The sequence below is a fragment of the Streptomyces sp. NPDC079141 genome, from assembly GCF_040686775.1.
Classification (GTDB): Bacteria; Actinomycetota; Actinomycetes; order Streptomycetales; family Streptomycetaceae; genus Streptomyces.
Window position 1 is genome coordinate 225,291 of the sequence record NZ_JBFBLP010000014.1, and the last position, 23,134, is coordinate 248,424.

The window sequence follows — 23,134 nt, forward strand, 5'->3', positions numbered from 1 at the left end:
GTCCGGGCCTCGTGGAATGGGCCGGTGGACGCGACGCCGTGTGCGCTCGTGTGCTGCCCCCTGCCTCCGCAAGGCCCCCGTGCCGAGCGAGGGAGAGCCCCCACGTGACCATCGCGCCAGCCGATCCGGCTTCAGTCGACCGGGTCGAGAACGACGGTCCCGGAACCGCGCTGCTGCGGACCCTGACCGAGCTGACCGTCGACCTCCCCGACGCCGACCCCGGCCGGGTCGCCGCCGCCGCGCTGCGCGGCCGGTCCGCCCGGGCCGACGAGGCGGAGCTGCGCGAGCTGGCCACCGAGGCGGCCGCCGGCCTGATCTCCGAGGACCCCGCCTACTCGCGGCTGGCCGCCCGGCTGCTGACGGTCTCCATCGCCGCCGAGGCCGCCTCGCAGGGCGTCACGTCCTTCACGGAGTCGGTCGCGGTGGGACACCGGGAGGGGCTCGTCGCGGACCGTACGGCGGAGTTCGTCCGGATCCACGCCGACCGGCTGAACGCGCTGATCGACCCGGCCGGCGACGACCGCTTCGGCTACTTCGGGCTGCGCACCCTGCACAGCCGCTACCTCCTGCGGCACCCGATCACCCGCAAGGTCGTCGAGACGCCCCAGCACTTCATGCTGCGCGTCGCCGCGGGCCTCGCGGAGGACGACACCGCCCGCGCCCTGGACGAAGTCGCCGCGCTCTACGGGCTCATGAGCCGCCTCGACTACCTGCCCTCCTCCCCCACGCTCTTCAACTCCGGCACCCGGCACCCCCAGATGTCGTCCTGCTACCTCCTCGACTCCCCGCTGGACGAGCTGGACTCCATCTACGACCGCTACCACCAGGTGGCCCGCCTCTCCAAGCACGCCGGCGGCATCGGTCTTTCGTACAGCCGGATCCGTTCCCGCGGTTCGCTGATCCGCGGCACCAACGGGCACTCCAACGGCATCGTGCCGTTCCTGAAGACCCTCGACGCCTCGGTCGCGGCCGTGAACCAGGGCGGCCGGCGCAAGGGCGCGGCCGCGGTCTACCTGGAGACCTGGCACTCCGACATCGAGGAGTTCCTGGAGCTGCGCGACAACACCGGCGAGGACGCCCGCCGTACGCACAACCTGAACCTCGCGCACTGGATCCCGGACGAGTTCATGCGCCGGGTCAACGCCGACGGGCAGTGGAGCCTGTTCTCCCCGGCCGACGTGCCCGAGCTGGTCGACCTGTGGGGCGACGAGTTCGACGCGGCGTACCGCAAGGCGGAGGCGAACGGTCTGGCCAAAAAGACCATCCCGGCCCGCGATCTGTACGGCCGGATGATGCGCACCCTCGCGCAGACCGGCAACGGCTGGATGACGTTCAAGGACGCCGCCAACCGCACCGCCAACCAGACGGCCGAGCCGGGCCATGTGGTCCACTCCTCCAACCTCTGCACGGAGATCCTGGAGGTCACGGACGACGGCGAGACGGCCGTGTGCAACCTGGGCTCGGTGAACCTCGGCGCGTTCGTGGTCGACGGCGGCATCGACTGGGAGCGGCTGGACACCACCGTCCGTACCGCCGTCACCTTCCTCGACCGTGTCGTGGACATCAACTTCTACCCGACCGAGCAGGCGGGCCGCTCCAACGCCCGGTGGCGCCCCGTCGGCCTCGGCGCGATGGGCCTCCAGGACGTCTTCTTCAAGCTGCGTCTGCCCTTCGACTCCCCCGAGGCCAAGGCCCTGTCCACGCGGATCGCCGAGCGCATCATGCTCGCCGCGTACGAGGCCTCCGCCGACCTCGCCGAGCGCAACGGCCCGCTGCCGGCCTGGGAGAAGACCCGTACGGCCAGGGGCGTGCTGCACCCCGACCACTACGGCGTCGAGTTCACCTGGCCCGAGCGCTGGGCGGCCCTGCGGGAACGTATCGCCGCCGTCGGCATGCGCAACTCCCTGCTCCTCGCCATCGCGCCGACCGCCACGATCGCCTCGATCGCGGGCGTGTACGAGTGCATCGAGCCGCAGGTGTCCAACCTGTTCAAGCGCGAGACGCTGTCCGGTGAGTTCCTCCAGGTCAACTCCTACCTGGTGCAGGAGCTGAAGGAGCTGGGCGTATGGGACGCCCGCACCCGTGAGGCGCTGCGGGAGTCCAACGGCTCGGTGCAGGACTTCGCCTGGATCCCGGCGGACGTGCGCGCCCTGTACCGCACGGCGTGGGAGATCCCGCAGCGCGGTCTGATCGACATGGCGGCGGCGCGGACCCCGTTCCTCGACCAGGCACAGTCGCTCAACCTGTTCCTGGAGACGCCGACCATCGGCAAGCTCTCCTCGATGTACGCCTATGCCTGGAAGTCCGGGCTGAAGACGACGTACTACCTGCGCTCGCGCCCGGCCACCCGTATCGCCCGAGCCGCCCAGGCATCCGTCCCCGTCCAGCAGGCCGCCGACCCCGAAGCGGTCGCCTGCTCCCTTGAGAACCCCGAGTCCTGCGAGGCCTGCCAGTAATGTCCAGCAATCAGAACCTTCTCGACCCGGGCTTCGAGCTGACTCTCCGCCCCATGCGCTACCCGGACTTCTACGAGCGCTACCGGGACGCCATCAAGAACACCTGGACCGTGGAGGAGGTCGACCTCCACTCGGACGTCGCCGACCTCGCCAAGCTCAGCCCGGCCGAGCAGCACCTCATCGGGCGTCTGGTGGCCTTCTTCGCGACGGGCGACTCGATCGTCGCGAACAACCTGGTGCTGACGCTCTACAAGCACATCAACTCCCCCGAGGCGCGGCTGTACCTGTCCCGCCAGCTCTTCGAGGAGGCCGTGCACGTCCAGTTCTATCTGACGCTGCTGGACACCTACCTGCCCGACCCGGAGGACAGGGCCGCCGCCTTCGACGCGGTGGAGAGCATCCCCTCCATCCGCGAGAAGGCCGGGTTCTGCTTCAAGTGGATCAACGAGGTCGAGAAGCTGGACCGCCTGGAGACCCAGGCCGACCGCCGCCGCTTCCTGCTGAACCTGATCTGCTTCGCCGCGTGCATCGAGGGCCTGTTCTTCTACGGCGCCTTCGCCTACGTCTACTGGTTCCGCAGCCGGGGTCTGCTGCACGGCCTGGCGACCGGCACCAACTGGGTGTTCCGCGACGAGACGATGCACATGAGCTTCGCGTTCGACGTGGTGGACACCGTCCGCAAGGAGGAGCCGGAGCTGTTCGACGACCAGCTCCAGCAGCAGGTCACCGACATGCTGCGGGAGGCCGTGGAGGCCGAGCTGCAGTTCGCGCGCGACCTGTGCGGCGACGGCCTCCCGGGCATGAACACCGACTCGATGCGCCAGTACCTGGAGTGCGTCGCCGACCAGCGCCTGACCCGCCTCGGCTTCGCTCCGGTGTACGGCTCGGAGAACCCCTTCTCCTTCATGGAGCTCCAGGGCGTTCAGGAGCTGACCAACTTCTTCGAGCGGCGTCCGTCGGCGTACCAGGTGGCGGTGGAGGGCACCGTCGACCTGGACGAGGACTTCTGACCCCCGGCCTCCTTCAGCTGGCGGTCGATCCGGCGTTCGTGGGCCGCTCCCACGAGCGCCGGGCCCGCGACGAGCAGGAAGAGGATCGCGACGGCGAGGTATTCCATGAATGCGTCCATGGAGTAAGTGTCGTTTCCGGTGAACACTCCTGACAGTGGCAGGACTGCCGTACACCCTCGAATTACTGCCACTTCCGAGGCACACTGGCAGCATGCTGAAGAACGTGGCGGTCGCCCTCCTCGACGGTGTGCATCCCTTCGAACTCGGCGTGGTCTGCGAGGTGTTCGGCCTCGACCGCAGTGACCAGGGACTGCCGGTCTACGACTTCGCGGTCGTCTCGGCCGAGGGGCCCTCGCTGACCACCCATGTCCCGGGGTTCACGGTTTCCACCCCGTACGGCCTCGACCGCCTCGACGAGGCCGATCTGATCGCCGTTCCGGCCGGCAGCGACTACGTGGCCCGGGACTACCCGCCCGCGCTGCTCGACGCCCTGGTCAGGGCCGTGGACCGGGGTGCACGGGTGCTCAGCGTGTGCTCCGGGGTCTTCGTGCTCGGCGCGGCCGGGCTGCTCGACGGACGGCGCTGCGCGGTGCACTGGCGGCAGGCGGAGGAACTGGCCCGGCGCCATCCGCGCGCGGTGATCGAGCCCGATGTGCTGTACGTGGACGAGGACCCGGTGATCACCTCGGCGGGCACGGCCGCCGGCATCGACGCCAGCCTGCACATCGTCCGCAAGGAAGAGGGCACCGAGGTGGCGAACGCCATCGCCCGCCGGATGGTCGTGCCCCCGCACCGCGACGGCGGCCAGGCGCAGTACATCGACCGGCCGCTGCCCCGCTCCCAGTGCGACACGGTCGGCGAAGTGCTCGCCTGGATGACCCGGCATCTCGACCAGGAGGTCACCGTCGAGCAGCTCGCCGACCTCGCGCACATGTCCCCGCGCACCTTCGCCCGCCGCTTCCAGCAGGAGACGGGCACGACTCCCTACCGCTGGATCCTGCGCCAACGTGTACTGCTGGCCCAGCAGTTGCTGGAGACGACGGACGAGACGGTGGACGCGATCGCGGGCCGAACGGGGTTCGGCACCGCGGCCGCGCTGCGCCACCAGTTCGTACGGACGCTCGGGACGACCCCGAACGCCTACCGCCGTACGTTCCGGGGGCCGCAGGCGGCCTGACCGGTCACCGCGGGACGGGCTTCAGCAGCAGCTTGTGCGGACGCAGGGTGATGCCCACCCGGGTGGCGTCATTGGAGCCGGACACCTGCTCCAGGCGGTACTTGCTTGCCAACGCCGCCGTGATGAGCGTGAGTTGTGCCATCGAGAAGTGGTCGCTCGGGCACTTGCGATTGCCGACGCTGAACGGACTCATGGCGTATTTCGGCACGTCCTTGACCCGCTCCGGAAGCCAGCGGTCCGGATCGAACTCCAGGTTGGCATCGTACGAACGCGCGTCGCGCTGGATCGCATACGGGCTGTACACGATGTCCGCCCCGGCCGGAATGCGATAGCCGCCCAGCCCGGTGTCCGTCACCGCCCGCCGCGTCAGAATCCATACGGCGGGGCGCAAACGCATCGCCTCGACGACGACATTGTTGGTGTGCCTGAGCTTGCGGACGTCCTCGAATGCGACGGGCCGGCCGCCGGTGACGGATTCGACCTCCGCGGCCACCTTGTCCGCGTGCTCGGGATGTTCCGCGAGCACTTGCAGCAGCCACATGATAGTGGACGCCACCGTTTCGCTTCCCGGGGTGAGTATCGCGACGACCTGGTCGTGGATCTCCTGTTCCCCGATGGGCTCGCCATTCTCGTCCTTCGCCTCCAGCAATGCCGTCAGCAAATCGTCCGGCTTTTGACCAGATGCCCGCCGCTCGGCGACGATCTCGTCGACCAGGAGATGCAAATCGGCCAGCGCCCGGTTGAATTTGCGGTTGGCCGGAAGGGGCAGCCTGTACAGCGGTCCGGCCGGTATCACCATCCGCCGGTACATACCGCGGAAGACGGTGGCGAGCGCGATGCACAGCCGCTCGGCCCGCTCGTCCATGTAGTCGCCGCGCAGCAGACAGCGCGCCGCGATCCGCACGGCGACCCGGAACGACTCCGCGGTGCAGTCGACCGTCTCCCCCGGCTTCCAGCGCACGGTCAGCGCATGCGCCTCCTCCTCCATGATCGGCCCGTACCCGGGGATGGCGTCGAGCCGGAACGCGGGCTGGATGGTGCGCCGCTGGCGCCGGTGCCGCGGTCCGTTCGCCGTGGCCACGCCCTCCTTGCCGAGCAGCCCCTCCAGGGACTCCCACAGCGGCCCGTCGATCTTGAAGTCGGTACTCAGCGCCATGGCACCGGTGAGCGCCGGCGTGGTGACCGCGTACACCGTCTTGGGGCCGAGCTTGAGCCGCACGACATCGCCGTGCTCGCGCAGCTGCGCCATGAAGGCCAGCGGATCGCGCACCAGCTTCCAGCCGTGACCGAGGACCGGAACTCCCCCACCCGCGAGAGCCGGTTCACGCAGCTCCGAATCCGCATATATCTGCGCTTCGGGCTTCACAGACTCGACGGTCATTTCTCACCTGCCGCTTCGTTGTTGACGTACGGGGGCGTGGACCGGTCGTCCCAGCTGTCGACCATGTAACGGCCGGACTCGTGGTGGAACCAGTAGACGGTGCTGAACCAGTTCCGCATATTGCAGACACAGGCCCGTACGGCGGCACTCAGTTCCTTTCCCCGCAGGGTGCCGTCGGCGAGGGAGTCGGCGAATTCCAGGGCGTCCCGTTCGGCCCCGAGGAATTCGGATATGCATTCCTCGACCCGCCGCCTTACTTCCGCCACCGCCTCCTCAAGAGTCAGCCCCTCGTGTTTGATGAGACTGATTCCGAGATTGTGCACCTCGTCGCCCGCGATTTCTTTGGGGAGCGAACAGAGGTCGTTGTACCAGGCGGCGAATTCCTGGCTCAGCAGGGCCGCCCGCCGATATGCCGGGTGTTTGCGCACGCCGTCCGGGAGTTCTTGTCCGGCGCTCGGTTCCAGCAGATCGGTCCATATCCAGTGTGCGAAGGTGAGCCGGCGCAGCGCGAGATAGTCCTGGACCGTGGGGACGATTCCGTTGGTGCGGTTGTGGAATTCCCGGTCGTACGCCTCGATCACCGTGTGGAAGTGCCGGGCGAACCGCGCGTTCCAGGTCCGCGGCAGGAACGAGTACAGCCGCGTAACACTGTCGGCGAGCCCGGCGACCAGCGGATCCTCGTGGTGCAGATGATCCCTGGGAGAGTCGAGCGCCGTATGCAACCGGAACCTCAACCGCCGCCAGGCGGCCGGGCGGTGGTGCACGATGTCGCGGTCGTGGCGGTCGTCCCAGACGAAGAACCACGCACTGTAGTCCGCTATCGCCTGGAGGACCTCGTCGGGGGCGCCAATGTAGTACCCCGCCATGAGGTCCGTGTAGCACAGACCATCGGCATATTCCTCCACCTTGTCCGCCGGCATGAGCCGTTTTTCCAACAGCCAGGTGCGGGTCTTCTCCTGAAGCCTGGGCCAATACGGGTGCAGTTGCCTGGGAAACGCTGCCTCGATCACCGGGAGTGAGAGCGATGGTGGGACCGCGACCGCCGTCGGCGTCGATGTGGTGCTGTGTGAGAAAGCATGCACGAACAAACCCCTCTCAGCCGCCAGTTGCGCACACCCCTCCCGCCGTGCCGGGCGTGCGCCGTTGCGTATCCCCGCACTTCCCATTCAGCACTACAACTGACCGATCTGGGAACGGATTTGCTCCATTCACTACCCCACAGTGCCGAGAATCTCCCCTTGTGTGACTGATTATGGATCACTAGATGCGCACTGGGGATCGAACGTACGACGCACAGACGAACGGCGCCTGTTCAGGAAGGGGTTCCTGAACAGGCGCCGTGCGTACGGGACTTGTGGGGCTCGATCAGCTTCAGTCGTTCGCGACCACGGGGTAGCGGGGCTCGTTCTCGGCCATCTGCCGCAGCGCGTCCTTGCGCTCGCGCTTGGAAAGACGGTCGATGTAGAGGTAGCCGTACAGGTGATCGGTCTCGTGCTGCAAACAGCGCGCGAAGTAGCCGGTGCCGCGCACCTTGACCGGGTTGCCCTTCTCGTCCTGGCCGGTGACCTCGGCGTAGTCGGGCCGGGCGAGCGGCGCGTACGCGGTGGGCACGGACAGGCAGCCCTCGTTGCTGTCGTCCAGCCGGCGCTTCTCGGCGGGCAGGTCCACGAGCTTGGGGTTGCAGACGACACCGACGTGCCGCTCACCCTGGTCGTCCTGGCAGTCGTAGACGAAGACCTTCAGGTCGACGCCGATCTGGTTGGCGGCCAGGCCCACGCCCTCGGCGGTGCGCTGCGAGGCGAACATGTCCGCGACCAGCTGGTCCAGCTCCTCGCCGAACTCGGTGACGTCCTTGCACTCCTTGTGCAGCACCGGGTTCCCGACGACCGTGATCGGCCGCGAGGTGCCACGCTCACGCCAGGCGTTCTCGCGCTCCTCGGTCTCCTGGGTGTCGATGACGAAGCCCTCGTCGTCCACGGGGAGCACGCCCGCGTGCTGCTGATCGGTGTCCTGCTGCGCCATGACCGACGATGCCTCTCTAAACCAAACAGGGGAAAGTTGCTGATACAGGGTAAGGGGAAGCGCCCCTTTAGGGGCGCGGGACTGTGTCTGCTATGCGGCTCCGCCGCGTGGGCGCGACCAGCCACAACGAGCCCGCGGCCGAAAGCCGTCAGCACACCTCTTCAAGATCCCGCCAGTCCCGAGAATCAGGGCTGTCGGCTACCCACCCGTCCAACAACCCCCGCACCAGAGAAGCCGGCGCAGCCACCCCGCACTCCCGCTCCGGCACCCACAGCTGCCCGTCCGTCCGGTGCCCCAGCGGCCCGGGATGCCCCGGCTCACTGTGATCGTGCGGATCGAGATGCTCCCCGTCGCCCTCGTCGGAGGGCATACGGGACTCCGAACACGTCCGGCACAGCAGCCGCACCGACGAGGACCAGTCCTCCGCCGCGAACCCGGCGTCGGCCGCCAGCTGCTCCAGCGCGTCCCGGTCGGCCTCGGTAGCCGCCTCCAGCAGCACCACCCACGTCGGCACCGGCGACGGCGCCCACAGCTCGATCTCGTCGAACACGGGGTACGCGTGCCCGGCGGCGGTGGTTCGCTCTCCGTGGGGCACGCCGTCGTGCAGCACGACCTCGCCCCAGCGCCGCCCGGAGGACGGCAGCGGAATCGACAGCACCTCGATCCGGGCGGGATCCAGCCTGCGCCCCCACACCACCTCGGCCTCCCCCTCCGGGGAGAGCCGTACGGCGGCGCTGCCGAGGTCCATTCCGACGGGCTCACCGGCGTCGGCGGCCCCGCCCGGCACCCGCAGTCCGTAGGCCTGCCAGGCCCGGCGGGCCAGCGGCCAGTCCTGGAGCGCGGTGGCCGCGATGCCGACGTTCCACCAGTCGGGGGCCCCGGTCTCCCGGTCCAGCAGTGCGACCGCGCGCAGGCCCGCCGCCCGCGCCTGCTCCCAGTCGTGCCGGAACTTGTGCAGCAGCGCGAGGTTGAACCAGGACTCGGACAGCCAGGGTTCCAGGTCGGCGGCGCGTGTCAGCAGCGCGCCCGCGTCCTCGTACCGACCGTCGCCGATCAAGGTGAACGCGCGGTCCGTGGCCTGCCGCCAGGAGGCGGAGGGCCGGTGCCGTCCCTTGCCGAAGATCCTCACGATTCCCGCCTGCCAGTTCCGTGGAGTGGGCCGGCTGTGCCCCCGGACAGCCTCTCGGAGACCCTCTCCCTTCGCATCCAACCACGTACCGCTGGAGGGGCGCTCATTACCCATGGGTTACCCCACCGGACCCGAGGTCAGACAGTCTCTTGAGAGCACCCTGGCCAGCGCCTCCACGACCTCCGGCGCGTAGTCCCCGGCCGTGCCCAGCCGCAGCTCCTCCAGCGCCTTCAGCGGCCCGCCGGGACCGGCGCCCTGCGCCTTCTCCTCGTAGGCGTTCACCGCCCGTACGATCCGCGCGGCGACCGGCTGCTCCCGGCAGGGGTCGGCCTGGCGCTCCACGACCACGGCGACCGACCCGTCGACGCCGGTCTGGCGTACGACGGCGCCGCCGAGCAGGGCGATCCTGCGCTGCTCTGCGGCGGGCAGGGCGGCGGTGGCGCCGGCCGGGACGGGGTCGACGAGGCTCAGCTGGCCGATGTCGTGCATCAGGGCCGCGTACTCCAGGACGGTGAGTTCGGCCTCGGTGAGCCCCAGGTCCCGGCCGACGGCCACACTGAGCGCGGCGACCCGCCGGGCGTGCCCGGCCGGGGTGTATCCGGCGACCTCGGTGGCCCGGGCGAGGGAGGCGATGGTCTGCCGGTAGGTGGCGCGGACGGCGGCGTACCGGCGGAAGGAGAGCTGGGTGAGCAGCAGCGGCAGGCAGAACACTGGCAGCGCCCACAGCCCGACGACGGCCACCGCGAGCGCCATGACCGCGCCGGTCGCGCAGACGGCCGAGCCGATCCCGAGCAGGGCCCGCAGCTCGTCCCGCAGCAGCGGGCCGAACGGCCATCCGGTCCGGGAGTGCGCCAGCGCGGCGGACAGGACGGCGTCGCACAGCGCGGTGAGGGAGAGCAGCGCGAGCAGCAGCAGTGCGTAGGCGGGGCCGATCCACTCGTCGAACACGCCCCGGTTGTACAGCGGTTGGAAGCAGGCAGCGGCGAAGGCGACGGTGAGGACGCGCCGGGCGAGGTGGTCGGGTGCGCGGCCGCGCGCGATATGCGGCACGCCGCCGAGGAGGGAGGCGGCGAGCACGATGGTGACGACCTGGAGGACGCCGTGGTGCGTGGCCCGGCCCGCGTCCTCTCCGAGCAGGGCGTACGACAGCGCCCCGGCGGCGGCCAGGGGGGCGGCCTCGCGGACATGGGCGCCGGTCCACCGGGTGAGCTCGCCGACGGCGATCAGCACTCCGAAGGCGAGGGCGACGGGCCGCTCCTCCACACCGTGCCAGAGGGTGTGCAGAAGGGCGGCGAGGGCGAGGAGGGCGGCGGAGACGTGGATGAGGTCGCGGATCCACCGGGAGTGGGTCACCGGTGTGCCTCCGGTGCCGCCGTACGGGGACGCGGCGGGCGGGCTTCGTCGGCGGTCACGGCGGGGTGCCAGCCGTGCCGGCCCAGAGCTCTGACCAGGGCTTCGACCATACGGGGGTCGAACTGCGAGCCTGCACACCGCTGGAGCTCGGCCAGGGCGACGGACACCGGCCGGGCCCTGCTGTAGGACCGGGTGGACGTCATCGCGTCGAAGGCGTCCGCGACGGCCACCACCCGGGCGGGCTCGGGGATCTGGCTCCCCACGAGCCCGTACGGGTACCCGCTCCCGTCCAGCCGCTCGTGGTGGTGCAGTACGGCGCCCCGGGCCTCGCCGAGGAAGGAGATACCGCGCACCATCTCGTGCCCGTACTCGGGGTGCAGTTCGATGATCCGCCGCTCCTCGGGGGTCAGCGGCCCGTCCTTGCGGAGCAGCCTTGTGGGCACGCCGAGCTTCCCCACGTCGTGCAGGATCCCGGCGAACCGGAGCACTTCGACGCGCCCGTCGTCCATGCCGAGTTCGCGCGCGATCATCATCGAGGCCTGTCCGACCCGTTCGCTGTGCCCGCGGGTGTAGCCGTCCTTGATGTCGACGGCTTGGACGAGCGCCCGGATCGTCGCCTGATGGGCCGCCCGCTCCCGGTGGTACTGGGCGAACGCCCACCACGACACGCACATCGGCAGCAGCACGAGCAGCGCGGCGACGGGCCCGTAGGGGCTGCGCCACAGCACGGCCATCATCAGTCCGGCCAGCCCGTGCACGGAGATCGGCGCCAGGGAGCGCAGGAACAGCCCCCGCCAGGCCCGGCGGGCCGGCACCTGTTCGGCCAGCGCCAGGATGCCGCCGTCCAGCAGGGTCAGCGCCAGGCAGAACGCCAGCACCGCGCATCCGGCGGGCAGCAGCACGTAGGGAAAGTCGGAGGCGACGACGGCGTCCCGGCCGCCGAGCGCCCAGTGCACCGACCCGGCGGCCCAGACGGCCGTTGCGAGCTGCGCGGCCCGCCAGATCCGCCGGGTCGCCGCGCCCTGGGAGAGCAGGGCCGCGGGCAGCGGTACGAGCGCGGCGGCGGGCGGCGGCAGCAGGAAGACCCCGGCGAGCAGCACGGGGTGGAAGGTTCCTGCGAAGCGCCGCCGGGCGACCTGCTCGCAGAGCGCGTACAGCGCGGCGAGGAGGGCGACCGCCCACCACGGCGTACGGACGGACGGCAGCGGAAGGAGGCAGAGCAGGGCACCGAGGGCGACGCAGGCGACGTACGCACGCGCCCGCGTGGGAATCCCTTCCATGACGCCCCTCCCCTGGCCACACCCGTCCAGCGTCGGGAGCCTAAATCGGCCAGGGGGGAGTACGCGGGCTTATCACCCGCCGATTAGCACGTTCGAGTGACGACAGCCTGTTCAGGATTCCTGCGGCGTCGCGGTGATGTCGTGCTCGGGGACGGCCTGCCCGGAGCGGATCAGGTCGAGCCGCCCCAGGACCTTGGAGCGCAGGTCGGTGGGCACGTCGTCGTGACCGCAGCAGCGCTTCACGAGCTTCTTCACGGCCTCTTCGAGCCCGTACTTCTCCAGGCACGGCGAGCACTCCTGGAAGTGCTGCTTGAACTTGTCGCGGTCGACGTCCGGCATCTCACTGTCGAGGAACTCGTACAGATGGTCCAGGACCTCACTGCAGTCCGTCTCGTGCGGCTCTCCGCAGCTCATGAGCCCGAGCCTTTCGCTTCGTTCGACTCTCCGGCGCCGGCCGGGACCAGTCCGCGCTCACGCGCGTAGTCCTCCAGCATGCCGCGCAGTTGACGGCGGCCCCGGTGCAGCCGGGACATCACCGTACCGATGGGTGTCCCCATGATGTCCGCGATCTCCTTGTACGCAAAGCCCTCTACGTCCGCGAGATAGACGGCGATGCGGAATTCCTCGGGGATCGCCTGGAGTGCTTCCTTCACGTCCGAGTCCGGCAGGTGGTCGAGCGCCTGCGACTCGGCGGAGCGCAGACCTGTGGACATGTGCGACTCGGCACGCGCCAGCTGCCAGTCCTCGATCTCCTCGGCCGCACTGCGCTGGGGTTCGCGCTGCTTCTTGCGGTACGAGTTGATGAAGGTGTTGGTGAGAATCCGGTACAGCCACGCCTTGAGGTTGGTCCCCTCGCGGAACTGGTGGAAGGACGCGTACGCCTTGGCGTACGTCTCCTGCACCAGGTCCTCGGCGTCGGCCGGGTTGCGCGTCATGCGCAGCGCGGCCGAGTACATCTGGTCGAGGAATTCGAGCGCGTCCCGCTCGAAGCGCGCACTGCGCTCCGCGGTGGTCTCCGTGCTCGTGCCCTGGCCCTCGGGCTGCTCCGCCTGGCCGTTGTCGGTCCCTGCGTCGATCCCAGTGACCGGACCCACCTCCTCAAGATTCCGGGCAGCACCGAAACCGGTCCCACCAGAATCGGAGGATAGACGACTACCCGTCCCCGCCGCCCCTCGAATTGGCGCGGTCTTCGCCGCGTGCAGCACCGTCCAGTCCAGGTCAGTGCGTGCGCTGCGACTCGGGCAGATGGTCGAACCCATGCGGCGGACTTCCTCTCCTACGACGGTCGGCGCTGGTTGTTCAGCACTTCTGTCCGCCTCAACAGAGGTCCGCGACGCAACATTCCCGAACCTTTACCCGAGTGACCCGACCCACTCCACCACCGCGTCGGTGATGACCGCCACAGCCTCTTCCTGGCCGATCTCCGCCCTCTTCGGCACGGCGAAGCCATGATCGCCGCTGTCCACCTCGACCAGCTCGAACGCCCCGTCCGGGAACTCCTCCGGCTTGCCGAACGGATCGTTGCCGCCCTGCACGACGAGCGTGGGCACCCCCGACCCGAGCAGTTCGTCGGCGCGGGACTTCTCCGGCCTGCCCGGCGGGTGCAGCGGGAAGCTGAGCGCGAGCACGGCGACGGCGCCCAGCTCCACGGCCGTACGACAGGCGACCCGGGCCCCGGCGCTGCGTCCGCCGGAGATCACGGGCAGCCCGGGCTTCGTAACCGCGGGCCAGATGCCCCGCCAGCCGACGTCCAGGGTCTTCGGCGCGGGTGCCACCTTCTTGCCGGCGACCCGCCAGGGCTGCTCGACGAGGGCGACGCTGACGCCGTGCCCGGGGAGGACCCGGGCGAGGGCCTGGAGGTCGCGGGCCGCGATGCCGCCGCCGGCGCCGTGGCTCAGCGCCAGGACCAGCCGCGCCTTCTTCGCCCTGTGCCAGGTGACGCGGGCGTCCCCCGCGTCGGTGCTGATGATCTCGGTCGTCACGCTAGAAGAGTGTGCCCTCTTCGGGCCCCTCCAGCTCCTTCAGCAGCTCCGGTCCGTTGTTGCGGACGTTGCTGACGGCCGTGGAGACCGGGTAGGCGCGCATCAGACCGGGCGGAGGCGGCTCCAGCAGGGAGCGCAGGTCCTCGGCGTCGGTGCGGGAGGGGTCCAGCCAGGAGTCCCAGCGGTCCGGCGTCAGCATCAGGGGCATCCGCGGGTGGATCTCGGCCAGCGCGTGCGGCCCGTCGGCCGGTGCGACGGCGAGCGGGGTCGTCTCGGCCTCGGTGGTGATGACGGAGCAGGTCACCCACCAGGCCTGCGGATGGTCGTCGGGCAGCGTGCGGTCCCGCCAGAACTCGTACAGCCCGGCCATCGCGAAGACCGAGCCGTCGGCGGGCAGCACGAAGTACGGCTGCTTGCGCGGCCGCTTCTTCTTCCCCTCGACCTCCAGGTCCCGCTCCGACTTGCCGGTGACCCACTCGTAGTAGCCGTCGGCGGGGATGATGCAGCGCCGGGAGGTGAAGGCGCGGCGGTACGAGGGCTTCTCGTGGACCGTCTCCGCGCGCGCGTTGATCATCCGGGCGCCGCCCTCGGGCGTCTTGGACCAGGACGGCACCAGGCCCCACTTGAGCCTGCGCAGCTGGCGAACCGGACGCGGGTCCTCGGCGTCCTTCAGAGGACGGTCCAGAACCGCGTAGACCTCCTTGGTGGGGGCCACGTTGTAGTCGGGCGCCAGGGTCTCCTCGGGGTCCCACTTCTCGATCTCAAAGATTCCTGCGAGATCCTCGGGCCTACGACTCGATGCATACCGTCCGCACATACGTGCCACACTGCCAGACTCCGTATGAAGAGAGGGAGCACCCCGGGAACATGGACAGCAGCACTGCGACCTCTCTGTGGGACGAGCTCGTCGGCACCCAGTCCGACCCGGATCTGTGGGTGGTGATCGCGACGCTCGTCGCCGCGGTCGGGGTGGTCGTCCCGCACGGCCTGTGGCGCGTCGCCCGCAACGCGATCACGATCGCCCACGAGGGCGGGCACGGCCTGGTCGCGCTGCTCACCGGGCGCCGGCTGACCGGTATCCGCCTGCACTCCGACACCAGCGGCCTCACGGTCAGCCGCGGCAAGCCGCACGGCCTCGGCATGATCCTCACGGCGGCCGCCGGCTACACCGCTCCCCCGCTGCTGGGCCTCGGCGGGGCCGCCCTGCTCGGCGCGGGGCGCATCACGCTGCTGCTGTGGCTGGCGACGGCACTGCTGCTGGCGATGCTGGTGATGATCCGCAACGCCTACGGCGCGCTGACCGTGGTGCTCACCGGCGGCACGTTCGTGCTGGTGTCCTGGCTGGCGGGGCCCCAGGTGCAGGCGGCGTTCGCGTACGCGGTGGTGTGGTTCCTGCTGCTGGGCGGGGTGCGTCCCGCTTTCGAGTTGCAGGCGAAGCGGGCGCGGGGCGGAGCGGGGGATTCCGATGCGGACCAGCTGTCCCGTCTGACGCACGTGCCGGCGGGTCTGTGGCTGTTCCTGTTCCACGCGGTGAGCCTGTGTTCCCTCATAGGCGGCGGCCGCTGGCTACTGGCGGTGTGACAGCCCGGCTCGGGGGCGCGGCGAACTGCGCGACCAGCCACAACGAGCCCCCGAGCGAGGGACGGCCCGGTCATCCCCATCCTTATAGAGTGGGGTTTATGGCCCCGAACCCCGCACACACCGCCCTCTGGCCCGCCCCGCACGCGAGCGGAGCCGTCGACGCGACGGTCCACGTGCCCGGGTCCAAGTCGGTCACCAACCGTGCCCTCGTCCTGGCCGCGCTCGCCTCCGAGCCCGGCTGGCTGCGCCGCCCGCTGCGCTCCCGCGACACCCTGCTGATGGCCGGAGCCCTGCGTGCGATGGGCGTCGAGATCGAGGAGGGCGTCGGCCCCGACGGCACCGGCGAGGCCTGGCGTGTGCTCCCCACCGGTCTGCGCGGACCGGCCACGATCGACGTCGGCAATGCCGGCACGGTGATGCGCTTCCTGCCGCCGGTCGCCGCGCTCGCCGACGGCCCGATCCGCTTCGACGGCGACCCGAGGTCGTACGAGCGCCCCCTGAACGGTGTGATCGACGCCCTGCGCGCGCTCGGCGCCCGGATCGACGACGACGGCCGCGGCGCGCTGCCGCTGACCGTGCACGGTGGGGGCGCGCTGGACGGCGGCCCGGTGGAGATCGACGCCTCGTCGTCGTCCCAGTTCGTGTCGGCCCTGCTGCTCTCCGGGCCGCGCTTCAACCAGGGCGTCGAGGTCCGCCACACCGGCTCCGCGCTGCCCTCCATGCCGCACATCCGGATGACCGTGGACATGCTGCGCTCGGTCGGCGCGCAGGTGGACACCCCCGAGTCGGGCGGCGAGCCGAACGTCTGGCGGGTCACGCCGGGCGCGCTCCTCGGCCGGGACCTGACCATCGAGCCGGACCTGTCCAACGCCCAGCCGTTCCTGGCGGCCGCCCTGGTCACCGGCGGCAAGGTGCTCGTCCCGGACTGGCCGTCGCGCACCACGCAGCCCGGCGACCGGCTGCGGGAGATCTTCACCGAGATGGGCGGCTCCTGCGAACTGACCGAGTACGGCCTGGAGTTCACCGGTTCGGGTCGGGTCCACGGCATCGACGTGGACCTCGGCGACGTGGGCGAGCTGACCCCCGGCATCGCGGCGGTCGCCGCCCTCGCCGACTCCCCCTCCACCCTGCGCGGCGTGGCCCACCTGCGGCTGCACGAGACGGACCGGCTGGCCGCGCTCACCAAGGAGATCAACGAGCTCGGCGGCGACGTCACCGAGACCGCCGACGGCCTGCACATCCGCCCGCGCAAGCTGCACGGCGGGATCTTCCACACCTACGAGGACCACCGCATGGCGACGGCCGGCGCGATCATCGGCCTGGCGGTCGAGGGCGTACAGATCGAGAACGTGGCGACGACGGCGAAGACCCTGCCGGACTTCCCCGACCTGTGGACCGGGATGCTCGGGGCGTAGGGACGTAAGACCATGCGCCGCTACGGCAAGCACACCGACGAGGACGACATCCGCAGCCGCCCGAACCGCAAGGGCAACCGGCCGCGTACACACATCCGCCCCAAGCACGAGGACGCGGCCGAGGGCATGGTCCTCACCGTGGACCGGGGCCGGCTGACCTGCCTGGTCGAGGACCGGGTCGTGATGGCGATGAAGGCCCGTGAGCTGGGCCGCAAGGCCGCGGTGGTCGGGGACCGGGTGGCCATCGTCGGCGACCTGACCGGCAAGAAGGACACCCTCGCCCGCATCGTCCGCATCGAGGAGCGCAGCTCGGTCCTGCGCCGCACGGCGGACGACGACGACCCCTTCGAGCGCGTGGTCGTGGCCAACGCCCACCAGCTCGCCATCGTCACCGCGCTGGCCGACCCCGAGCCGCGCCCGCGCCTGATCGACCGCTGCCTGGTGGCGGCGTACGACGGCGGCCTCACCCCGCTGCTGGTGATGACGAAGTCGGACCTGGCCCCGCCGGACAAGCTCCTTGAGCTCTACGGCGACCTGGACATCCCCTACGTCGTGACCAGCCGCGAGGAGCTGGAGAACGGCGACGCCGCCGACCGCGTACGGGAACACCTGGACGACAGGGTCACGGCGTTCGTGGGTCACTCCGGCGTGGGCAAGACGACGCTGGTGAACGCGCTGGTGCCGGAGGAGCGGCGGCGGCTGACGGGTCGTGTGAACGCGGTGACGGGCCGCGGCCGCCATACGACGACGTCGGCGCTGGCGCTGCCGCTGTCCGGGGTCGAGGGCTGGGTCGTGGACACCCCGGGCGTCCGTTCCTTCGGCCTTGCGCACATCGATCCGTCCCGGGTGATCCATGCGTTCCCGGACCTGGAATCGGGAACCGAGGGCTGCCCGCGCGCGTGCAGTCATGATGAGCCCGACTGCGCTCTGGACGCGTGGGTGGCCGAGGGCCACGCCGATCCGGCGCGGCTGTACTCACTGCGCAGGCTGCTGGCCACGAGGGAGCGCAAGGAAGGCGACTGACCTCCGCGTTGTTTGTCTCCACGGGAGTCCGGTAAGGGCATAATCGCACCGAGCCGGAACCAACCTTGACCAAAGCCTGACAAAGCGGTCACAAGTACGTGGGTATACGGGAGGACAGCACATGGCGTGGCTGCTGGTCATCGTGGCGGGTCTGCTCGAAACCGGCTTCGCCGTCTGCCTGAAACTGTCGCACGGGTTCACCCGGTTCTGGCCCACGGTCGCGTTCTGCATCTTCGCGCTGGGCAGCTTCGGCCTGCTGACGCTGTCCCTGAAGAAGCTCGACGTGGGCCCGGCGTACGCGGTGTGGACGGGGATCGGCGCGGCGGGCACCGCGATCTACGGAATGATCTTCCTCGGGGACCTCGTCTCGACGCTGAAGATCGTCTCGATCAGCCTGGTGATCGTCGGAGTCATCGGCCTCCAGCTGTCGGGGTCGGCCCACTAGGGCGTCAACTGGCGGTACAGGACGGCCCGTACGAGATCGGCCACCCCGCCCTCCCCGGGCGGCGCGGACACACAGGACAGGGCGAGGCGTACGACGAGTTCGCAGGAGCGGGCCAGCTCGGCGCTGTCCGCCTTGTTCACGCCCGGTCCGGAGAGCACCGTCACGGCGCGGTCGCGGACGAGGGCGACGAAGTCGCCCGGCGAGGGCAGCGGCCCGTCCGCCCGGCGCTGCGCCGGTACGGCGGAGGAGGACGGCACCGCCGACAGCGTCGGCGAGGGCAGCCGCTCGCTCCAGCAGCCGGTGAGCATGGCCCGGACGAGGGCGTTGTCCCGGGCGGCGCCGGTGGTCCACTCGGCGGTGGCGGTGAGCCGGTCACGCGCGTCGGACTGGGTGGCCAACGCCCGCTCCACGCCCGCGAGATAGCCGTCGGCCTCCCTTCTCACGAGCGCCCGGGCGAGCCCCTCCTTGCTGCCGAACTCGTTGTACAGCGTCTGCCGGGACACCCCGGCCGCCGCGGCCACGTCCACCATCCGCACCGCCGACCACGGCCGACGCGCGAGCGCCGTGTAAGCGGCGTCCAGTAGCGATTCCCGCGCTGCAGGCATCATCGCCTCCCAGGGACGAGCGGCTCTGCGCCCAGATTTGACGCGCCCGGATGCACTGTCAAGGGTTGCGGGCGGGGTGGGGGCTGGTGACGGTTGCACGCGAGTGCGGGTGCGCGGGGCGGTCCAGGGTGGCGCCGCTTGCGTGCCAGGTACAGATAACCGATAGCTGAGCACGCAGTTCCCCGCGCCCCTTCGGGACGCTGATCCTGCGAGCACGCGCCCCGCCCGGGGCAGCACCCACCCGAGCAGACAGCGCCGACACAACCACCGATCCCGCGGGCATGCGCCCCGCCCGGGGCAGCCCCCACCCCAGCAGGCGGCGCCGACACAGCCGCTGAACCTGCGGGCATGCGTGCCGCCTGGGGCGGCGCCCACCCGAGCAGGCGGCGCCGACACAACCACCGATCCCGCGGACACGCGCCCCGCCCAGGGCAGCCCCCACCCGACCAGACGGCGCCGATGAAGCCGCCGATCCTGCGGGCATGCGTGCCGCCTGGGGCGGCACGGGTGGGCGCAGGCGGCACCCCGTTAGCGCCGGGCTGCGCGACCCACCCCCGCCCGCACCAACCCCCCGCACTGTCCACACTCCGGCCCCGGTAGCCCCGTACAACCCCCGGCGGATACCGTTCACAACATGCCGGACTACCTCGACGACCTCCGCCTCGCCCACGTCCTCGCGGACGCCGCCGACGCGGCCACCATGGCCCGCTTCAAGGCCCTCGACCTCAAGGTCGAGACGAAGCCGGACATGACCCCGGTGAGCGAAGCGGACAAGGCCGCGGAGGAACTCATCCGCGGCCAGCTCCAGCGCGCCCGCCCCCGCGACGCAATCCTCGGCGAGGAGTACGGCATCGAGGGCACCGGCCCCCGCCGCTGGATCATCGACCCGATCGACGGCACCAAGAACTACGTGCGCGGCGTCCCCGTCTGGGCCACCCTCATCTCCCTGATGGAGGCCGGCGAGGGCGGCTTCCAGCCAGTCGTCGGCGTCGTCTCCGCCCCCGCCCTCAGCCGCCGCTGGTGGGCCGCGAAGGGCCACGGCGCGTTCACCGGCCGCAGCCTGTCCTCTGCCACCCGCCTGCAGGTCTCCCGCGTCTCCAAGCTCTCCGACGCCTCCTTCGCGTACTCCTCCCTTTCCGGCTGGGAGGACCAGGGCCGGCTGAACGGCTTCCTGGACCTCACCCGCGAAGTCTGGCGCACGCGCGCGTACGGCGATTTCTGGCCGTACATGATGGTCGCCGAGGGCTCGGTCGACATCTGCGCCGAGCCGGAGCTGTCCCTCTGGGACATGGCCGCCACCGCGATCGTCGTGACGGAGGCAGGAGGCACCTTCACCGGCCTCGACGGCCGCCCCGGCCCGCACAGCGGCAACGCCGCCGCCTCGAACGGCCCCCTCCACGACGAGCTCCTGGGCTACCTGAACCAGCGCTACTGAGCCTCACAGATGAGCGCGTGCGCCCTCACTCGTCCGCACGCGCCCCCTTGTTGGCCCACCTTTTGCCTGCGACTCTGAGAGCACCCTCACTTGTGAACTTGTGAATCGCTGAACTAAGTCAGCGGTTCCCCAGGAGGTGACTCGGAACCCATGCTCGTCCGCGACGCCATGAGCACGGTGGTCCTCACCATCGGACCCGCCCACACCCTTCGCCAGGCCTCCGCCCTGATGTCCGCGCGCCGCGTCGGCGCCGCCGTGGTCCTCGACCCCGACGCCGGCGGCATCGGCATCCTCACCGAACGCGACGTACTGAACTCCGTGGGCCTCGGCCAGAGCCCGGACACGGAACGCGTCCACAACCACACCACCACCGACGTCGTGTTCGCCGCCCCGTCCTGGACCCTGGAGGAGGCGGCCCGCGCCATGGCGCACGGCGGCTTCCGACATCTCATCGTCCTGGACCACGACGAGCCGGTCGGCATCGTCTCGGTCCGCGACATCATCCGCTGCTGGGCCCCGGTACGGCAGCACGCACCCGCCTGACCGCAACGGAACGGGCCGGACCCCCGCCAGGGGATCCGGCCCGCCCACCACGTCAAGCGATCCAGTGCTGGTGTGTCGTTCAGCCGCGCAGGGCCTGGACCGCGGCCTCCAGCCGCTTGCCGTAGTCTCCGTCGGCCTGACGGAAGTTCTCGATCGCCCGCTCGGCGATGTCGTCGCGCGAGACCTTGGCGATGAAGCCCGCCAGGTTGGCGATCAGCCGCTCCTTCTCGTCCTCCGACATCAGCCGGTACAGGTTGCCCGCCTGCACGAAGTCGTTGTCCTCGGCATGCACCGGAGCGGGGTGGTTCCCGGTCGCGCCGCTCACCGCGGTGGCCGACCACAGCGGACGGTCCGTCTGGAACGGCCCGCCGAAACTGTTCGGCTCGTAGTTCTTCGCACCGCCGTGGCGGCCGTCGTAGAGGAAGCCGTCCCGGGAATTGGTGCGCGCCTCGGTGGCGTGCGGGCGGTTCACCGGCAGGTGGTCGGCGTTGATGCCGACGCGGTAGCGGTGGGCGTCGCCGTAGGCGAACAGCCGCCCCTGGAGCATCTTGTCGGGCGACGGACCGATGCCCGGCACGAAGTGGGCGGGCGAGAAGATGCTCTGCTCCACCTCGGCGAAGATGTTCTGCGGGTTGCGGTTCAGCTCCAGCTTGCCGATCTCGATCGGCGGGTAGTCCTCGTGCGGCCACACCTTGGTGAGGTCGAACGGGTTGAAGCGGTACGTCGCCGCGTCCGCCGCCGGCATGATCTGCACCTGCACGGTCCAGGTCGGGAACTCACCGCGCTCGATCGACTCGCGGAGATCACGCTGGTGGGAGTCGGGGTCCTCACCGGCCAGCCGATTGGCCGCCTCCTGGGTGAGGTTCTTGATCCCCTGGTCGGTCTTGAAGTGGTACTTGACCCAGAAGACCTCGCCGGCCTCGTTGTTCCACTGGAAGGTGTGCGAGCCGTAGCCGTTCATGTGCCGGTAGCTCGCCGGAATCCCGCGGTCGCCGAACAGCCAGGTCACCTGGTGGGTCGACTCGGGGCTCAGCCCCCAGAAGTCCCAGACGTTGTCCGCCTCCTGCGAGCCCGTGTACGGGTCGCGCTTCTGGGTGTGGATGAAGTCCGGGAACTTGATGGCGTCCTTGATGAAGAAGATCGGGGTGTTGTTGCCGACGAGGTCGTAGTTGCCCTCCTCGGTGTAGAACTTCAGCGCCCAGCCGCGTGGGTCGCGCACGGCGTCCGCCGCCCCGAGGTTCCCGGCCACCGTCGAGAAGCGCAGGAAGGTCTCGGTCTGCTTGCCGACCTCGGAGAGGAAGGCGGCACGCGTGTACGGCGTGACATCGGCGGTCACCGTGAAGGTGCCGTAGGCGCCCGCGCCACGGGCGTGCACGACACGCTCCGGGATGCGTTCACGGTTGAAGTGGGCCAGCTTCTCCAGGAGGAGCTGGTCCTGAACGAGCACGGGGCCCCCGACACCCGCGGTCTCGCTGTTCTGGTTGTCGGCCACCGGTGCACCGGCTTCCGTCGTGAGCGGTCCGTGGTTCACGTCGCCTCCTGCGCCCATCACTGCTGTTCCTGTCCCTTGGCTAACTCCGATCCCGATCCTACAATGGACAATGTCTAAGTCAAATAAGGATCCAAAGTCACACCTGTTCGGGACCTGGTCCCCTTGCTGTTAGGCTGTAGCGCATGAGTGACCTTCTGGAACGGCTGCGCGGACGTGGATGGCGGATGACCGCGCAGCGGCGCGTCGTGGCCGAGGTCCTCGACGGCGAACACGTCCATCTGACGGCCGACGAGGTCCACGCCCGGGCCGTTGCCAAGCTGCCCGAGATCTCCCGGGCGACCGTCTACAACACGCTGGGCGAGCTGGTCTCCCTCGGCGAGGTGCTCGAAGTCGCCACCGACAAGCGCGCCAAGCGGTACGACCCGAACGCGCACCAGCCGCACCACCACCTGGTCTGCGCCCAGTGCGGCGCCATCCGGGACGTCCGCCCCACGGGCAACCCGCTCGCCGACCTCCCCTCCTCGGAGCGCTTCGGCTTCACGGTCTCGGACGTCGAGGTGACGTACCGCGGCATCTGCCCGAACTGCGCGGCGGCGTAACAAGACATACGCACAAAGCCCCGGCATCGACGATCGATGCCGGGGCTTTCTGCTGCGCACGGGAGGCGGTGGGCCACCACCCCCGAACGCACCGAGGGCCGGAATCCTGTATCGGATTCCGGCCCTCGGCCTTCAGTAGCGGGGACAGGATTTGAACCTGCGACCTCTGGGTTATGAGCCCAGCGAGCTACCGAGCTGCTCCACCC

23 protein-coding genes are annotated in these 23,134 nt (G+C 70.2%); 10 read left to right on the plus strand and 13 right to left on the minus strand.

What is annotated here, in order from left to right; all coding sequences use genetic code 11:
- Positions 1–104 precede the first annotated feature (104 nt).
- Together AB0Q90_RS31400 and AB0Q90_RS31405 are read left to right on the plus strand one after the other, a co-directional pair.
- Positions 105–2,456 carry a ribonucleoside-diphosphate reductase subunit alpha gene (locus AB0Q90_RS31400; RefSeq protein WP_363161734.1) on the plus strand — a complete coding sequence of 784 codons (2,352 nt, stop codon included), beginning with the start codon at positions 105–107 and terminating at the stop codon, positions 2,454–2,456.
- Entirely contained in the window at positions 2,456–3,466 is a 1,011-nt protein-coding gene (locus AB0Q90_RS31405) for a ribonucleotide-diphosphate reductase subunit beta (protein WP_363161735.1), read from the plus strand. Before AB0Q90_RS31400 ends, AB0Q90_RS31405 begins: the two co-directional genes overlap by 1 nt.
- Here the strand turns inward: AB0Q90_RS31405 and AB0Q90_RS31410 are convergent.
- On the minus strand, positions 3,379–3,585 hold the full coding sequence (locus tag AB0Q90_RS31410) for a hypothetical protein (protein WP_363161736.1): 207 nt from the start codon (positions 3,583–3,585) through the stop codon (positions 3,379–3,381). The two genes, AB0Q90_RS31405 and AB0Q90_RS31410, sit on opposite strands and share 88 nt — an antisense overlap.
- 92 nt (positions 3,586–3,677) lie before the next feature.
- Here AB0Q90_RS31410 and AB0Q90_RS31415 point away from each other — a divergent pair, with 92 nt between their 5' ends.
- Positions 3,678–4,643, plus strand: coding sequence for a helix-turn-helix domain-containing protein (locus AB0Q90_RS31415; protein ID WP_363161737.1), 966 nt, complete (start codon positions 3,678–3,680; stop codon positions 4,641–4,643).
- Positions 4,644–4,647: 4 nt separating this feature from the next.
- Here the strand turns inward: AB0Q90_RS31415 and AB0Q90_RS31420 are convergent, their stop codons facing one another.
- The 10 genes from AB0Q90_RS31420 to AB0Q90_RS31465 form a co-directional block, all read right to left on the minus strand.
- Positions 4,648–6,024 carry a cytochrome P450 gene (locus AB0Q90_RS31420; protein WP_363161738.1) on the minus strand — a complete coding sequence of 459 codons (1,377 nt, stop codon included), beginning with the start codon at positions 6,022–6,024 and terminating at the stop codon, positions 4,648–4,650.
- Positions 6,021–7,106, minus strand: a complete 1,086-nt coding sequence (gene cyc1 / locus AB0Q90_RS31425; protein ID WP_363161885.1) for an epi-isozizaene synthase — start codon at positions 7,104–7,106, stop codon at positions 6,021–6,023. The genes AB0Q90_RS31420 and cyc1 overlap by 4 nt, the downstream gene beginning before the upstream one ends.
- 289 nt (positions 7,107–7,395) lie before the next feature.
- A complete protein-coding gene (gene def, locus AB0Q90_RS31430; RefSeq protein ID WP_363161739.1) occupies positions 7,396–8,046 on the minus strand; it encodes a peptide deformylase in 651 nt (216 codons plus the stop codon).
- A gap of 148 nt (positions 8,047–8,194) precedes the next feature.
- Positions 8,195–9,175, minus strand: coding sequence for a hypothetical protein (locus AB0Q90_RS31435; RefSeq protein ID WP_363161740.1), 981 nt, complete (start codon positions 9,173–9,175; stop codon positions 8,195–8,197).
- A gap of 117 nt (positions 9,176–9,292) precedes the next feature.
- Positions 9,293–10,528 carry an HD domain-containing protein gene (locus tag AB0Q90_RS31440; protein ID WP_363161741.1) on the minus strand — a complete coding sequence of 412 codons (1,236 nt, stop codon included), beginning with the start codon at positions 10,526–10,528 and terminating at the stop codon, positions 9,293–9,295.
- On the minus strand, positions 10,525–11,808 hold the full coding sequence (locus tag AB0Q90_RS31445) for an HD-GYP domain-containing protein (protein WP_363161742.1): 1,284 nt from the start codon (positions 11,806–11,808) through the stop codon (positions 10,525–10,527). The genes AB0Q90_RS31440 and AB0Q90_RS31445 overlap by 4 nt, the downstream gene beginning before the upstream one ends.
- 111 nt (positions 11,809–11,919) lie before the next feature.
- Positions 11,920–12,222 carry a mycothiol system anti-sigma-R factor gene (gene rsrA, locus AB0Q90_RS31450; RefSeq protein ID WP_363161743.1) on the minus strand — a complete coding sequence of 101 codons (303 nt, stop codon included), beginning with the start codon at positions 12,220–12,222 and terminating at the stop codon, positions 11,920–11,922.
- Entirely contained in the window at positions 12,219–12,902 is a 684-nt protein-coding gene (gene sigR / locus AB0Q90_RS31455; protein WP_363161744.1) for an RNA polymerase sigma factor SigR, read from the minus strand. The genes rsrA and sigR overlap by 4 nt, the downstream gene beginning before the upstream one ends.
- 258 nt (positions 12,903–13,160) lie before the next feature.
- The gene (locus AB0Q90_RS31460; protein ID WP_363161745.1) at positions 13,161–13,790 is read right to left on the minus strand and encodes an alpha/beta family hydrolase; all 630 of its coding nucleotides are present in this window, start codon (positions 13,788–13,790) and stop codon (positions 13,161–13,163) included.
- Position 13,791: 1 nt separating this feature from the next.
- Positions 13,792–14,607 (minus strand): SOS response-associated peptidase, encoded by an 816-nt coding sequence (locus tag AB0Q90_RS31465; protein WP_363161746.1) that lies wholly within the window; start codon positions 14,605–14,607, stop codon positions 13,792–13,794.
- A 50-nt stretch (positions 14,608–14,657) separates the two neighbouring features.
- On the opposite strand from AB0Q90_RS31465, the gene AB0Q90_RS31470 reads away from it, so the two are divergent.
- The 4 genes from AB0Q90_RS31470 to AB0Q90_RS31485 all read left to right on the plus strand — a co-directional run bounded on the left by AB0Q90_RS31470 (position 14,658) and on the right by AB0Q90_RS31485 (position 18,254).
- On the plus strand, positions 14,658–15,371 hold the full coding sequence (locus tag AB0Q90_RS31470) for a M50 family metallopeptidase (protein ID WP_363161747.1): 714 nt from the start codon (positions 14,658–14,660) through the stop codon (positions 15,369–15,371).
- 98 nt (positions 15,372–15,469) lie between these two features.
- Positions 15,470–16,786 (plus strand): 3-phosphoshikimate 1-carboxyvinyltransferase, encoded by a 1,317-nt coding sequence (aroA, locus tag AB0Q90_RS31475; protein WP_363161748.1) that lies wholly within the window; start codon positions 15,470–15,472, stop codon positions 16,784–16,786.
- Positions 16,787–16,798: 12 nt separating this feature from the next.
- The gene (gene rsgA / locus AB0Q90_RS31480) at positions 16,799–17,809 is read left to right on the plus strand and encodes a ribosome small subunit-dependent GTPase A (protein WP_363161749.1); all 1,011 of its coding nucleotides are present in this window, start codon (positions 16,799–16,801) and stop codon (positions 17,807–17,809) included.
- 121 nt (positions 17,810–17,930) lie between these two features.
- Entirely contained in the window at positions 17,931–18,254 is a 324-nt protein-coding gene (locus AB0Q90_RS31485) for a multidrug efflux SMR transporter (RefSeq protein WP_363161750.1), read from the plus strand.
- Here the strand turns inward: AB0Q90_RS31485 and AB0Q90_RS31490 are convergent.
- Positions 18,251–18,862, minus strand: a complete 612-nt coding sequence (locus tag AB0Q90_RS31490) for a TetR/AcrR family transcriptional regulator (protein ID WP_363161751.1) — start codon at positions 18,860–18,862, stop codon at positions 18,251–18,253. The two genes, AB0Q90_RS31485 and AB0Q90_RS31490, sit on opposite strands and share 4 nt — an antisense overlap.
- A gap of 631 nt (positions 18,863–19,493) precedes the next feature.
- Between AB0Q90_RS31490 and hisN the strand changes: the two genes are divergently transcribed.
- Positions 19,494–20,294 carry a histidinol-phosphatase gene (gene hisN, locus AB0Q90_RS31495; protein ID WP_363161752.1) on the plus strand — a complete coding sequence of 267 codons (801 nt, stop codon included), beginning with the start codon at positions 19,494–19,496 and terminating at the stop codon, positions 20,292–20,294.
- A gap of 150 nt (positions 20,295–20,444) precedes the next feature.
- Positions 20,445–20,837 carry a CBS domain-containing protein gene (locus tag AB0Q90_RS31500; protein WP_363161753.1) on the plus strand — a complete coding sequence of 131 codons (393 nt, stop codon included), beginning with the start codon at positions 20,445–20,447 and terminating at the stop codon, positions 20,835–20,837.
- Between the two features lie 79 nt (positions 20,838–20,916).
- Here AB0Q90_RS31500 and AB0Q90_RS31505 read toward each other — a convergent pair whose 3' ends face one another.
- Positions 20,917–22,386, minus strand: a complete 1,470-nt coding sequence (locus tag AB0Q90_RS31505) for a catalase (RefSeq protein ID WP_363161754.1) — start codon at positions 22,384–22,386, stop codon at positions 20,917–20,919.
- Positions 22,387–22,511: 125 nt separating this feature from the next.
- Between AB0Q90_RS31505 and AB0Q90_RS31510 the strand changes: the two genes are divergently transcribed.
- Positions 22,512–22,928: a Fur family transcriptional regulator gene (locus AB0Q90_RS31510; protein ID WP_363161755.1), complete on the plus strand. Its 417-nt coding sequence runs from the start codon at positions 22,512–22,514 to the stop codon at positions 22,926–22,928.
- The last annotated feature ends 206 nt before the right edge of the window (positions 22,929–23,134 follow it).